The sequence below is a fragment of the Variovorax sp. W2I14 genome, assembly GCF_050435205.1.
In the GTDB taxonomy this organism is placed as follows: domain Bacteria; phylum Pseudomonadota; class Gammaproteobacteria; order Burkholderiales; family Burkholderiaceae_C; genus Variovorax; species Variovorax paradoxus_C.
Map to the genome: position 1 here is coordinate 379131 of NZ_JBNDJX010000001.1, position 13488 is coordinate 392618.

Sequence of the window (13488 nt, forward strand, 5' to 3'; positions counted from 1 at the left end):
TCACACCGCCGTCACGGCGAGGCCGCTCCGGCAGTGTGCTAAATGGCCCCTTATCGCCGCAGATCGAGGGTGAACGGGAATTCGCGGCTGCCCGGCAGCTCGATGGTGGCCGGCGGCGTGCGCATGAGGCCGGGCGTGTGGCCCATTCGCGTGAAGCGCGAATGGCGGCGGCTCTCGGCCTCGTAGGCGTTGACCGGGAAGCTGTCGTAGTTGCGTCCGCCCGGATGGGCCACGAAGTACTGGCAGCCGCCCAGCGAGCGCTTCATCCAGGTATCGACCAGGTCGAAGGTCAGCGGCGCATGGGCGCCGATGCTCGGATGCAGCGCCGAGGGCGGGTTCCATGCCTTGTAGCGCACGCCCGCGACGAATTCGCCGGTCACGCCCGTGGGTTGCAGTGGCAGAACCTTGCCGTTGACGGTGACGACGTGGCGGCTCTCGTTGAGACCGGTCACGCGCACCTCGATGCGCTCGAGCGACGAATCGACATAGCGCACCGTGCCGCCCGCCGAGCCTTCCTCGCCCATCACGTGCCATGGCTCCAGCGCGTTGCGCAGCGAGAGTTCGACGCCCATCGCCTGCATCTGGCCCACGAGCGGGAAGCGGAACTCGAAGTGCGGCGCGAACCAGTCCGGGTCGAACGCGAAGCCGGCCTGGCGCATCTCGCTGATGACGTCGTCGAAGTCCATCTTCACGAAGGTCGGCAAGAGGAAGCGGTCGTGCAGCTCGGTGCCCCAGCGGGTGACCGGCGCCTTGTAAGGCTCGTCCCAGAAACGGGCGACCAGCGCGCGAATCAGGAGCTGCTGCGCGATGCTCATGCGCGCATGCGGCGGCATTTCAAACGCACGCAGCTCCAGCAAGCCGAGGCGGCCGGTGCTCGAATCGGGCGAGTAGAGCTTGTCGATGCAGAACTCGCTGCGGTGCGTGTTGCCCGACACGTCGATCAGGATGTTGCGCAGCGTGCGGTCGACCAGCCATGCGGGCATGTTCTGGCCGTAGATCTCGCGGTTCTTCGCGATTTCCTGCAGGGCAATTTCGAGTTCGTAGACCTGGTCGTTGCGCGCCTCGTCCACGCGCGGCGCCTGGCTGGTCGGGCCGATGAACATGCCCGAGAAAAGATAGCTCAGCGACGGATGGTTGTGCCAGTAGAGCAGCAGGCTCGCGAGCAGTTCGGGTCGGCGCAGGAAGGGGCTGTCCGCCGGCGTGGCGCCGCCCATCACGAAGTGGTTGCCGCCCCCGGTGCCGGTGTGGCGGCCATCGGTCATGAACTTCTCGGCCGACAGGCGCGTCTCGAACGCGGCGTTGTAGAGGAACTCGGTGTGCGCGACCAGTTCCTTCCAGTTGTGCGCCGGATGAATGTTGACTTCGATCACGCCCGGGTCGGGCGTCACGGCCAGCATCTTCAGACGCGGATCGCGCGGCGGCGGATAGCCTTCCATCACGATGCGCATGCCCAGCTGCCGCGCGGTGGCTTCGACGGCGGCGACGAGGTCCAGGTAGTCCTCCAGGCGCGCGAACGGCGGCATGAAGACGTAGAGCACGCCCGAGGCGCTGCCCTTCTTCTCGGCCGACGGACCGTTGGCGCGGCGCGGGTCGCGCACCTCGACGCACAGCGCGGTGCGCGTGACCCAGTGGGCCGATTCGCCGCGCAGGGGCTGGCGGGTCACAGGCGTGGCGCTGGCGTTCGCGGCTGCGAAGGCCGCTGCCGCCGCTGCTGCCGCATCCCCGTTCGATGCATCGCCGGGGCTCTGCATGCGCAGCGAGGCGGGCACCACCGGCGGTGTGCCGAAGGTGTAGGGCACGTCGCCGAGGGTCGCACCGACTGCGCCGGCCACACCGGCAGCGCCCGTGCTGTAGCGCGCACGGTAGTCGGCCGCGCTCGGCAACGCACCGCGCGGCGCGGTCGGGTCGCGCTCGATCAGGTAGGGGTAGTCGCCCTTGCTGGCCCACGGCTGCGAGTCGAGCGGCAGGCGGTAGCCCATGGGCGAGTCGCCCGGAATGAGATAGAGCCGGTCGTCGCGCAGGAACCAGGGGCCGGTCTTCCAGCCGGGGCCGGCGAGCGCGGGCGCGTCGCCATCCGCATTGCCTGGCTCGATGGGCAGCATGTAGCCGATCACCGCATCGAGCTTCTGCGTGAACACGCGGCGCAGGCGCACGCGTTCGAGTTCGTCGTCCAGCTTCGATTCGAAGGGGTCGACGTTCACCGGCAGGCGGCGTTCGCGCCAGAGGTAGTAGTAGGTGTCTTCGTAGCCTGGCTGGATGTAGCGCTCGGTGAGGCCGAGGTTGCTGGCCAGCGTGGTGGTGAAGCGTTGGGCGTCTTCGCTCGTGTAGTGCGTGGGGAAGCGCTCGTCGGCGAAGAGCGCCGGGTCGTGCCACAGCGTCTGGCCGTCGGCGCGCCAGAAGATCGAGAGCGCCCAGCGCGGCAGCTGCTCGCCCGGGTACCACTTGCCCTGGCCGAAATGCAGGAAGCCGCCGTTGCCGTATTCGGCGCGCAGCTTGTGAACGAGCTCGGTGGCATAGCCGCGCTTCGTGGGGCCGAGCGCGTCGGTGTTCCACTCGGGCGCGTCGCGGTCGCTGGTGGCCACGTAGGTGGGCTCGCCGCCCATCGTGAGGCGCACGTCGCCGGCCTTCAGGCGCGCATCGACGGCGTCGCCGAGCGAAAGAACCTCGGCCCATTGCTCTTCGGTGTAGGGCTTGGTGACGCGCGGCGATTCGTAGATGCGCGTGACCTTCATCTCGTGGCCGAACTCGACCTCGGACTCATCGACGCCGCCTTCGATGGGCGCCGCGCTCGACGGCGAGGGCGTGCAGGCGAGCGGGATGTGGCCTTCGCCCGCCATCAGACCCGAGGTGGCATCGAGGCCGATCCAGCCGGCGCCCGGCAGGAACACCTCGCACCAGGCGTGCAGGTCGGTGAAGTCGACCGTGGTGCCGCTCGGACCGTCGAGGGCCTTCACGTCGGGCGTGAGCTGGATCAGGTAGCCCGAGACGAAACGCGCGGCCAGGCCCATGTGGCGCAGCAGCTGAACCAGCAGCCAGCCCGAGTCGCGGCAGGAGCCGCTGCCGTTGGTGAGCGTTTCTTCCGGCGTCTGCACGCCGGGCTCCATGCGGATGAGGTAGTTGACGTCTTGCTGCACCTGCTGGTTCAGGCCGACCAGGAAGTCGATGGTGCGCTGTTCCTTGCGGTCGATTTTTTCGAGGTAGGCCTCCACCAGCGGCGTGACCGGGTCGGCCACGAGGTAGGGCGCGAGTTCCTCGGCCTGCGAGGCGGTGTACTTGAACGGAAAGTTCTCGGCCTGCGGCTCGAGGAAGAAGTCGAAGGGGTTGTAGACCGCCATCTCGACCACGAGGTCGACGGTGACCTTGAATTCGCGCGTCTTCTCGGGAAACACCAGCCGCGCCTGGTAGTTCGCGAACGGGTCCTGCATCCAGTTGACGAAGTGCTCGGCCGGCTCGACCGTGAGCGAATACGAGATCACGTTGCTGCGGCAATGCGGCGCGGGCCGCAGGCGCACGACCTGCGGGCCCAACTGCACCAGGCGGTCGTATTTGTAGTGGGTGACGTGGTGGAGTGCGGCGTGAATGGACATGCGTTTTTGTGTGCAGTACTGCGAGATTGCATCGAAAAGATGTCTCTTGTGAGACGCATACTAGCCGAGATAACAAGCAATTAACGCGCCATCGAGCGCGGGTTCGGGGAGGGTTTGCATCATGTGTCGTGAGGTTGTGTGCTGACGCCGTCGCGTGCGTCCGGCAGGGGCGGGTCGTGGGCGTTTGTGGCGTTGGCGGGGTCGCTGGCCGGTGCGGCGTTGCAGCTTCATCAGCCTGCGTTGTGGGCGATGGGCGTCTATGTGGCCCTGCTGTTTGCAGGCGCGGCGGGACTGTGGTGGCGGCGTGCTTTCGGGCTGCTGCTGCTGGTCGCTGCGCTGGTGTGCGGCGCGATGGCCGGTGCGGGGCTCGCGGGCTGGCGTGCCGTTGCCTATGCGGGCGGTGCGCTCGATCCGTCGCTAGAAGGTCGCGACCTGCGCGTGACCGGTGTGGTCTCGCAGATGCCGCAGCGCAACGAGACCGGAACGCGGTTTCATCTCGATGTCGAATCCGTCCGATGGGCCGATGCCCGCGACGACGCGCCACCCACAGTGCCAGCGCGCATCGCGCTGGGCTGGTATGGCGAGAACACCGGGATCTGGGGGCATGCCGTCGAGGGGCGGGCAACTTCCTCAGCCGTCGTCGGCGAACTGCATGCCGGCGAGCGATGGCAGCTCACGGTGCGGCTCAGGGCTCCGCACGGAAATCTCAATCCGCATGGCTTCGACAGCGAGCTCTGGATGTGGGAGCAGGGTGTGCATGCCAATGGCTATGTGCGGACCGGCACGCGAGATGCCGCGCCGGCGTATGTGGCGAGCACATGGCGGCACCCCATCGAGCGCGCGCGGGAGGCGGTGCGCGACGCCGTGTTCGAGCGCGTGGCCGACCGCAATCAGGCGGGTGTGATCGCCGCGCTGGTCACCGGCGACCAGCGTGCCATCGACCGTGCCGGCTGGGACGTGTTCAGGGCGACCGGCGTGGCGCACCTGATGTCGATCTCGGGCCTGCACATCACGATGTTCGCGTGGCTCGCGGCGCACGTCGTCGGCGCGCTCTGGCGGCGCAGCGGCCGGTTGATGCTGCGGCTTCCCGCACCGCAGGCGGCACTGATCGGCGGCGTGCTGCTCGCCACGCTCTATGCGCTCTTCAGCGGCTGGGGCGTGCCCGCGCAGCGCACCGTGTGGATGCTCGCCACCATCGCCTTGCTGCGCCTCACCGGCCGGCGCTGGCCGTGGCCGCATGTCTGGCTGTTGACCGCCGCGGTGGTGGTGGCGCTCGATCCCTGGGCGCTGATGCAGGCGGGCTTCTGGCTCAGCTTCGTGGCGGTGGGCGTGCTCTTCGCCACCGATTCGTCAACAACGGAAGCGGGCGAGAGAAGAAAGCCGACGGCCGCGAGCCGGCTGTTCCTGTTCTTTCGCGAGCAATGGGTGATCACGCTTGCGCTCACGCCGTTGAGCCTGCTGCTGTTCCAGCAGGTGTCGCTGGTCGGCCTGCTGGCCAACGCCCTCGCGATTCCGTGGGTCACGCTCGTGGTCACGCCGCTGGCCATGTTGGGCGCGGTCGTGGCGCCGCTGTGGGACGTCGCGGCCTGGGCCGTGCAGGCACTTGCCGTCCTGCTGCAATGGTTGGCAGGGCTGCCTTTCGCCACGGTCTCGATGGCCGCGCCGCCGTGGTGGATGGCCGCTTGCGGTGTGGCGGGCGGCGCGTTGCTCGTGATGCACCTGCCCTGGCCGATGCGTGCGCTCGGCCTGCCGCTGCTCTTGCCCGTGCTGCTGTGGCAGATGCCGCGGCCCGCCGCCGGCGAATTCGAACTGCTCGCGGCCGACATCGGGCAGGGCAACGCGGTGCTGGTCCGCACCGCCACGCACAGCCTGCTCTACGACACGGGACCGCGCTACAGCCTCGAGAGCGATGCCGGCCACCGCGTGCTCGTGCCGCTGCTGCGCGCCTTCGACGAGCGGCTCGACATGCTGGTGCTGAGCCACCGCGACTCCGACCACACCGGCGGCGCACCCGCGGTGCTTGCGATGCAGCCGCAGGCCGCGTTGCTCAGTTCCATCGAAGCCACCCATCCGCTGCAGGCGCTGCGCCCGACAGAGCGGTGCGAAGCAGGCCAGCGCTGGACTTGGGACGGGGTGAGCTTCGAGGTGCTGCATCCCTTCGATACCGACTACCGCAGCTTCACCCGGCCCAATGCCGTCTCATGCGTGCTGCGCATCGGCAACGGCCGGGCGACGGTGCTGCTGGCCGGCGACATCGAGCGGCTGCAAGAGGCCGCGCTGGTCGCGCGAACGGCCGAGGCGCACCTGCGGGCCGACGTGCTGCTGGTGCCTCACCATGGCAGCAAGACATCGTCGAGCGAGGCGCTGCTCGATGCGGTGCGCCCGCGCATCGGGCTGGTCCAGGCGGGTTATCGCAACCGCTTCGGGCACCCCGCCGGGGAGGTGGTCGCGCGCTACACGGAGCGGGGCGTGCGCTTGGTGGAAAGCGCGCGTTGCGGCGCGGCGCACTGGGTCAGCGAGCGGCCCGCCGAGCTGGCCTGCGAGCGCGAGCGCCGTGCCCGCTACTGGCACCACCGCATGCCCTGAAACCTGCCGACACGTCGGTGGAACCGCACCGGAGAACTCTTCAAAATCGTGAACAAATTGTTAAACGGAAGGCCGCGGACCGGTTGCCACGTCGCGCTTTGAGGCGCCTGATGCGTTGTATCGTCCGGAAACAACACGGAGGGGCGCCATGCACGGCAGAGACAAGCTTCAGCGCAGGTTCCTTGGGTTCCTCGGAAGGCAGGCGTCATGACGTCCGCCGCCGTGCCCGCCATCACCAGCGCCGGAGCGGCTTCTTCCGCCCCCGCCGCCAAACTCCAGATGCACCGCGAGGGGGCGGTGCTGGTGCTGACCATCAGCAATCCGGCGGCGCGCAACACCGTCAATCCCTCGATTTATCGCGCCGCCGCCAAGGCGATACGCGCCACTTCAGGCTTTCGCACCGTTCGCGCCATCGTGCTGACCGGGGAGGGCGAGCATTTCTGCGTCGGCGGCGACCTGCGGCGGCTCGTGCGGCAGCGCAAGCTCCCGCAGGCCGAGCAGATGGCGCACTCCGACGCCCTGAACGAATGGGTCATGGCAATGCAGGAAGCGCCCCAGCCGGTGATTGCCGCGGTGGAGGGCACGGCGGCGGGCAGCGGCTTTTCGCTCTGCCTGGCCTGCGACCTGATCGTCGCGGCCGACGATGCGGAGTTTGTGATGTCGAACGTCAACTTCGGCCTGTCGATCGACGGCGGTGGCACCGATTCGCTGGCGCGCTCGCTGCCACCGCAGGCGGTGATCGAGATCCTGCTGGGCGGCTCGGTCCAGCACGCCCGGCGGCTGCACGACTGGGGCGTGGTGAACCGCATCGTGCCGCGCGGTACCGCGTACGCCGCCGCGCTCGCCTGGGCGCAGAAGCTCGCACAAGGCCCGTTCGATGTGCAGGCGCGCATCAAGGAACTGGTCCATTCGGCCCGCGGGCGGAGCCGCCGCGAACAACTCGACGCCGAGCGCGGCGTGCTCGTCGAGAGCCTCTACAGCGACGAAAGCGGCAAGCGGATCAAGGAATTCCTCGCTGCCCGGAAGAAGGAATAACAGAGGGCTCTGTTCGGGGAACACCGCGGAACCGGCTTCGCCGGGCCGCTGGTGTTGCCCCCGGCGAGGGGGTTGGCGAAGCGACACGAAGTGCGCGAAGACTGGGGGTGTGCCGATCTTTGGCCTTGAACTTGCTAAGCTATGGAACAAGGAGATTGGTCGTTCCATGCACAAATTCGATGAGATGTATGAGCAGTTGCCCTATGCGGGGGCTGCAATCCGACAGCACTACAAGCGCTACGACCAATGGCTTGCGAAGCAACCCGGCGAGGTGATGCGATCGCGGCGCGAAGAGGCGGAACTGATATTCCGCCGGGTCGGCATCACCTTCGCGGTGTATGGCGCCAAGGATGAGGACGGCTCGGGCACCGAGCGGCTCATTCCGTTCGACCTGCTGCCCCGCATCATTCCCGCCCACGAGTGGGACAGCATGGAAAAAGGGCTGGTGCAGCGGGTTACCGCGCTCAACCGCTTCCTGCACGACGTCTATCACGATCAGGAAATCATCAAGGCCGGCATCATTCCGGCCGAGCAGATCCTGAACAACGCGCAGTTCCGCCCCGAGATGATGGGCGTCAACGTGCCGCACAACGTCTACTCGAACATCGCCGGCATCGACATCGTGCGAGCGCCCGATGCACAGGGCAACGGCGAGTACTACGTGCTCGAAGACAACCTGCGGGTGCCCAGCGGCGTGAGCTACATGCTGGAGAACCGCAAGATGATGATGCGGCTCTTTCCCGAGCTGTTCAACCAGAACCGCATCGCGCCGGTCGCCCACTACCCCGACCTGCTGCTCGAAACCCTGCGTGCCAGCGCGCCGCCCGCCACGGCCGAGCCCACGGTGGTGGTGCTCACGCCGGGCATGTACAACAGCGCCTACTTCGAGCACGCCTTCCTCGCGCAGCAGATGGGCATCGAGCTGGTCGAGGGGCAGGACCTGTTCGTCAAGGACGACTTCGTCTACATGCGCACCACGCGCGGCCCGAAGCGCGTCGACGTCATCTACCGCCGCGTGGACGACGACTTCCTCGACCCCGACGTGTTCCGCTCCACCTCCACGCTCGGCACGGCCGGCCTCATGCGCGCCTACAGCGCGGGCAACGTCGTGATCTGCAATGCAGTGGGCACCGGCGTGGCCGACGACAAGTCGATCTACCCCTATGTGCCCAAGATGATCGAGTTCTACCTCGGCGAAAAGCCGATCCTGAAGAACGTGCCCACCTACATGTGCCGCAACAAGGACGAGCTGCAGTACACGCTCGACAACATGAAGGACCTGGTCGTGAAGGAAGTGCACGGCGCAGGCGGCTACGGCATGCTGATCGGCCCGGCCGCCACGCAGGCCGAGATCGAGGACTTCAAGAAGGCCGTGATCGCCAAGCCCGATGGCTACATCGCACAGCCCACGCTGAGCCTGTCGACTTCGCCGACCTTCGTCGATGCCGGCATCGCGCCGCGCCACATCGACCTGCGGCCCTTCGTGCTCTCGGGCAAGGAGGTGCAGATGGTGCCCGGCGGCCTCACGCGCGTGGCGCTGAAGGAAGGTTCGCTGGTGGTCAACTCGTCGCAGGGCGGCGGCACCAAGGACACCTGGATCCTCGAAGCCGAGCGTGCGCCCAAGGCGCAATCACAGTCCCAATCCCAGTCGCAGAGCCCATCGGCATCGGCCTGAGTGCAAGCAAGAATTTAGGAGAACAAACGATGCTTTCACGCACCGCCGATCATCTCTACTGGATGTCCCGCTACACCGAGCGCGCCGAGAACACCGCGCGCATGCTCGACGTCAACTACCAGACCTCGCTGCTTCCGCAGTCGGCCGAAGTGGCCAAGTACGGCTGGCAGGGCGTGCTGTCCATCAGCGAACTGCTGCCGCTCTACAACAAGAAGTACGAGCAGATCACGCCCAACGAGGTGATGGAGTTCATGGTCAAGGACGAGAGCAATGCCTCGTCGATCGTCTCGTGCCTCAAGGCCGCGCGCGAGAACGCGCGTGCCGTGCGCGGCGCGCTCACCACCGAAGCGTGGGAAACGCAGAACACGACCTGGCTCGAAGTGAACCGTATGCTGCGTCAAGGCGACTTCGAGCGCGACCCGGGCCAGTTCTTCGAATGGGTCAAGTTCCGCTCGCACCTCTCGCGCGGCGTGACGCTGGGAACGATGCTGCAGGACGAGGCCTTCTACTTCTCGCGCCTGGGCACTTTCCTTGAACGCGCCGACAACACCGCCCGGCTGGTGGACGTGAAGTTCCACGCGCTCAACAGCGAGTTCTTCGGCGCCGCCACCGAGGAAGACCAGGAGTACGACTTCTATCACTGGAGCGCGATCCTGCGCAGCGTCTCGGCCTTCGAGGTCTACCGCAAGGTGTACCGCGACGTGATCAAGCCCGAGCGCGTGGCCGAGCTCCTGATTCTTCGCGCCGACATGCCGCGCTCGCTGCATGCGAGCCTGGTCGAGGTGGTCAACAACCTCGCGAAGGTGCAGAACGAGCAGAGCGCCGAAACCCAGCGCCGCGCCGGCAAGCTCCTGGCCGACCTGCAGTACGCGCGGGTCGACGAGATACTGGCGACCGGGCTGCATGCGTACCTCACGCAGTTCCTCGACCGGGTGAATGAACTGGGCGGGCGCATCAGCCAGGACTTTCTGGTTCCCGCGCACTGAGCGCGGGCGGGTGGACGGGCGCCGCTCTCAGCCCGCCGCGTTCACCGCGTAGAGGCTCGCGCATCCGTAGTCGGTGCGCACGCCGATCGCGTCGTTGCCGATCCAGGCGATGGCGCAGCGCTTGATCACATGGTCGACCGCAAAGCGCAGCAGCGATTTCATCGTCGCGAACTCGAACACTTCGATGTGGCCACGATGCGCCACGGCCAGGCGTTCGCCTGACGGGTCGAGCGCGAAATCGCTGTTCGCCAGGTTGCCGAGCTCCGGCCAGTCCGCGCGCGGGGCGGCGGTTTCCAGGTCGAAGCAGCGAAGGGTCCAGCCGCCGTATTGCTCCTTGGCGAGCAGCCAGCGCCCATCGGGGGTGAAGCACAGCTTGGTGACCATTTCGAAATCGCCTGTCCATGCGGGTCTGGCGGTGCCGCCGGCCACGTCCAGGAACTGCACTTCGCCGGCCTTCACGCAGAAGGCGAGAACGCCCCGTGAGGACAGCGCGCCTTCCATCTGCGGCGTGTGCCCGCCGTGAAGCTGGGGGTGCGCTTCGTGCCTGAGCAAGTCGGCGCCGCCTGCCGAAACCGACAGATCGCGCACCACCAGCTCCGGTTGCGCAAACCACGCGGCGCGCGTGCCCGCCACGCTCAGGAAGCTCGCGGGAGTGCGGTTCTCCTTGGCAAGGGCTTCGAAAGTTCGCGTGGCGGGCGACCAGGCCAGCACGCCGTGATCGGCCTGCACGAGCAAGCGATCGAGCGCCGGCGCGTACTGGGCGTTCCAGATCAGCGTGTTCTCTGGGGCCTCGAAGGCATCGGTCTCTTGCGCCTGCGCGTCGATGACCACCAGTTGATCTCTGCCAGCGGCTTGAGGATGCATGTCGGAAGCGAGATTGCGGCTGCACAGGAGCTGGCCCTTGAAGTCGGCAACCGGCATCGCGCCCGTGTAGCCCTGGCCAAGGTAGCGGTGCATGCGCGGCTCGCCGGCGCGGGCTTCTGGGTTGATGAGCAGGAAGCCCTTCTTGAGCCGCGACCATTCCTCCTTCTGCGCATAGGCGATGGCGGCCTTGGCATCGGCTTGCGACTTGGTGCTTTCCTTTTCCTTGCCGGGCGCGCCGGCGCGAACGATCACGTCTGCGCCTTCGCAGCGCGTGGCCCATGTCTTGCCGGCGGGGTCGAGAAGAACGCGGATGCGGGTCATGAAAGGATGCTCCGGAACGTCGATGAATCGGATCGGGCATGAAGCCCGGTGGCAATGTTGCCAGCGCGCTCAGCGCGAGAACGACTCTACCGCCACCGGAATCGCCGGTGCCTGCCAACGGTAGGCATCGCCCAGCACATTGCGCTCCGGCACCTGCCCGCTCCACTGGATCTTGAGCAGGTCCATCAGCGCCCACCCCGTCCAATCCGCGCGAAAGGGCTGCTGCTGCGCGGCGGCATTCGGCAGCGGCTCCCGATTGCGCCAGATGACCGTCGGGATGCGATAACCCGAAGCGGTCGACGGGCTGTGGCCCGCGCGGTCGCTGCCGTGGCCGACTTCCTGGCCGTGGTCCGACAGGTACATCCAGGCACGGTCCTCGCCCGGCTTGCCTGCGCTGCGCGTCTGCTGCAAAAGCTCCGACACCACGAAGTCGTGATACAGCAGCGCCGCGTCGTACTCCTGACGAAAGCGCCGCACCCAGGCCGAGCGGCCGTCTTTCACGAGGCCGTTCTCGACGGCATCGACATCGTCGTCGAACGGGTTGGCGTTCTCGGGAAAGCGCAGGCTGTAGTGCGGGTGCGCGCCCATCAGATGGACCACGATGAGCTTGCGGTCGGTGCTCGTGTCGGCAAAGGCTTCCTGCACGCAGTCGAGGATCTCGCCGTCCAGCGAGGCGCTGGCGCGGCCCGGCGTGCGGTTGACCATGTCCACCACGTCGGACAGGCGCGCATGCTGCTGCTCGATGGCGAGGTCGTCGTGGTTGCTGATCCACCAGACCTTGTAGCCGGCGGCGCGCGCCAGTGCCAAGAGATGCGGCGGGTTTTCGCTTTCGGGCAGGCCGAAATGGAACATGTTGCGCAGCGCGGGCAGGGTGCTCGCGTCCACCGACCATGCGTTCTTCAGCACCGCCATCTGTTCGCCGGCCTGCGCCTTGTGCGCCAGGAGGCGCGGCGTGGTCGGGCGTCCGTAGCCGTAGAGCGCCATGTTGTCGCGGTTGATGCTGTCGGTGATGACCAGCACCACCGTTGACGGGCCGGCCTGCAGTGCAACTGGGGCGATGGCCTTCGCCTGCGCCATCAAGCGGTCGCGCACCTTCTCCTGGCCGGCCCAGGCGGCGCGCTGCGCGTGCACCGACTGCGACCAGCCGGCCCAGAAGATCGCGGGATGCAGCCGCCGCCACGGCTTGCTCGCATAGGCCACGCAGGCCACCAGCAAGAGAACGAGAACCAGCGATCGAAGCCAGAACGGTGACCTTGCGCGCGTGGAAGACGCACTCGCATCGACGGCCGCGCCGCGCCGCGCGAACATGCCCACGAGCACGCCGGCCACCGCGAGCGCGCCCGACCAGATGACCGCGGAGCGCCAATGCATCCACAGGTATTCCGTGGTCTCGCGCGCATTGGTGTTGGCCGCGGCGCCGAGCACCATCGCGCCATCGGGCGCAGCCTGGTAGGTGTCGAGCAGGTAGGCGCGCACCGCGGCGTCGAGCGCGAAGCCCATGGCCCAGAGCCACACGAGCACCGTGCGCACGTTTCGCATCCGCGCGCTGCGCAGCGGCCACGCGAGCCACAGCACCATCGGTGAGGCGAGCACCGCGAGCTGGGCGATGCGGCGGCCGTCGTGGCCGAGCGCGATCAGCGCAAGCAAGGTGGCGCCGACCACGCCGCAGGCGAGCAGGGCGCTGTTGCGGGAGGTGCGGCGCGGGGCGGCTGTGTCAGAGGAGTAAGAAGTCAAACGAGACGGCGCAACAGTCGAAGGCGTGCGGATTCTGCGTCCGCGCATCCGTTGCAAGGCCCAGTGTCCCGATGCCCGAGGGGGCCATGGCAGCCGCGAGTCGAGGATGAGTCGGGGATATCCCTCACGGAACTTATCGCGCCCGATGGTCCCAGACGGGCTCGCCCGGCAAGGCTCGACCTCGCCGGAAATTCCCGATCCTCCTAGAAAGGAACCCTCTCTCCATGTCCAGATTCAGCCGCCTGCCCGCGCTCCTGCTTGCCTTCGCCCTTGCCTGGATGGCCTTGCCTTCCGCGTCGGCCGCAACCCAAAGACAGATGGTCAGCGCCGCGGTCGGCACACTGAACATGCGCACCGGCCCCGGCCAGCGCTACGAATCCCACTGGACGGTGAGCAAGGGCTATCCGTTCCGCGTGATCGGCCGCAAGGGCAACTGGCTGCATGTCCGCGACTTCGAGAACGACAAGGCCTGGATCTACCGGCCAATGACGAGCAAGACGCCGCATCACGTGGTGAAGGCGAAGGCCGTCGTGCTGCGCAAGTCGCCGAATGCGCGCAGCCCGGTCGTGCGCCGCGCAGCCTACGGCGATGTGCTGCGAACCCTGCAACGCCGCGGCGACTGGGTCAAGGTCACGCACGAAGGTGGCGGCACCGGGTGGGTGGCGCGGCGCCTGGTCTGGGGCTGGTAGCCGGCAAGAAG

The 13488-nt window shown here is 67.4% G+C and carries 8 protein-coding genes; 5 read left to right on the plus strand and 3 right to left on the minus strand.

Translation table 11 applies throughout. The features are described 5' to 3' along the window. Positions 1-50: 50 nt before the first annotated feature. A complete protein-coding gene (locus QF040_RS01845; RefSeq protein ID WP_429609555.1) occupies positions 51-3587 on the minus strand; it encodes a DUF2126 domain-containing protein in 3537 nt (1178 codons plus the stop codon). A 141-nt stretch (positions 3588-3728) separates the two neighbouring features. On the opposite strand from QF040_RS01845, the gene QF040_RS01850 reads away from it, so the two are divergent. The 4 genes from QF040_RS01850 to QF040_RS01865 all read left to right on the plus strand — a co-directional run bounded on the left by QF040_RS01850 (position 3729) and on the right by QF040_RS01865 (position 9869). Beyond that, positions 3729-6173 carry a DNA internalization-related competence protein ComEC/Rec2 gene (locus QF040_RS01850; protein WP_429614598.1) on the plus strand — a complete coding sequence of 815 codons (2445 nt, stop codon included), beginning with the start codon at positions 3729-3731 and terminating at the stop codon, positions 6171-6173. Positions 6174-6380: 207 nt separating this feature from the next. After that, entirely contained in the window at positions 6381-7208 is an 828-nt protein-coding gene (locus QF040_RS01855) for an oxepin-CoA hydrolase, alternative type (protein ID WP_429609557.1), read from the plus strand. A gap of 166 nt (positions 7209-7374) precedes the next feature. Continuing rightward, a complete protein-coding gene (locus QF040_RS01860) occupies positions 7375-8883 on the plus strand; it encodes a circularly permuted type 2 ATP-grasp protein (protein WP_429609558.1) in 1509 nt (502 codons plus the stop codon). A gap of 29 nt (positions 8884-8912) precedes the next feature. After that, positions 8913-9869, plus strand: a complete 957-nt coding sequence (locus tag QF040_RS01865) for an alpha-E domain-containing protein (RefSeq protein ID WP_042580506.1) — start codon at positions 8913-8915, stop codon at positions 9867-9869. A 27-nt stretch (positions 9870-9896) separates the two neighbouring features. Here the strand turns inward: QF040_RS01865 and QF040_RS01870 are convergent, their stop codons facing one another. Next, complete coding sequence (locus tag QF040_RS01870) at positions 9897-11054, minus strand: hypothetical protein (protein ID WP_429609560.1); 1158 nt, start codon at positions 11052-11054, stop codon at positions 9897-9899. 69 nt (positions 11055-11123) lie between these two features. Further along, a complete protein-coding gene (locus QF040_RS01875; RefSeq protein ID WP_429609562.1) occupies positions 11124-12836 on the minus strand; it encodes a phosphoethanolamine transferase in 1713 nt (570 codons plus the stop codon). A 176-nt stretch (positions 12837-13012) separates the two neighbouring features. Between QF040_RS01875 and QF040_RS01880 the strand changes: the two genes are divergently transcribed. Beyond that, the gene (locus QF040_RS01880) at positions 13013-13477 is read left to right on the plus strand and encodes an SH3 domain-containing protein (RefSeq protein WP_429609563.1); all 465 of its coding nucleotides are present in this window, start codon (positions 13013-13015) and stop codon (positions 13475-13477) included. The last annotated feature ends 11 nt before the right edge of the window (positions 13478-13488 follow it).

What these genes read in the sequence shown, in the direction of transcription:
- QF040_RS01865 (WP_042580506.1), top strand. Translation starts at nt 8,913, where the DNA reads ATGCTTTCACGCACCGCCGATCATCTCTACTGGATGTCCCGCTACACC.
- QF040_RS01845 (WP_429609555.1), bottom strand. Translation starts at nt 3,587, where the DNA reads ATGTCCATTCACGCCGCACTCCACCACGTCACCCACTACAAATACGAC.
- QF040_RS01860 (WP_429609558.1), top strand. Translation starts at nt 7,375, where the DNA reads ATGCACAAATTCGATGAGATGTATGAGCAGTTGCCCTATGCGGGGGCT.
- QF040_RS01880 (WP_429609563.1), top strand. Translation starts at nt 13,013, where the DNA reads ATGTCCAGATTCAGCCGCCTGCCCGCGCTCCTGCTTGCCTTCGCCCTT.
- QF040_RS01875 (WP_429609562.1), bottom strand. Translation starts at nt 12,836, where the DNA reads ATGCGCGGACGCAGAATCCGCACGCCTTCGACTGTTGCGCCGTCTCGT.
- QF040_RS01870 (WP_429609560.1), bottom strand. Translation starts at nt 11,054, where the DNA reads ATGACCCGCATCCGCGTTCTTCTCGACCCCGCCGGCAAGACATGGGCC.
- QF040_RS01855 (WP_429609557.1), top strand. Translation starts at nt 6,381, where the DNA reads ATGACGTCCGCCGCCGTGCCCGCCATCACCAGCGCCGGAGCGGCTTCT.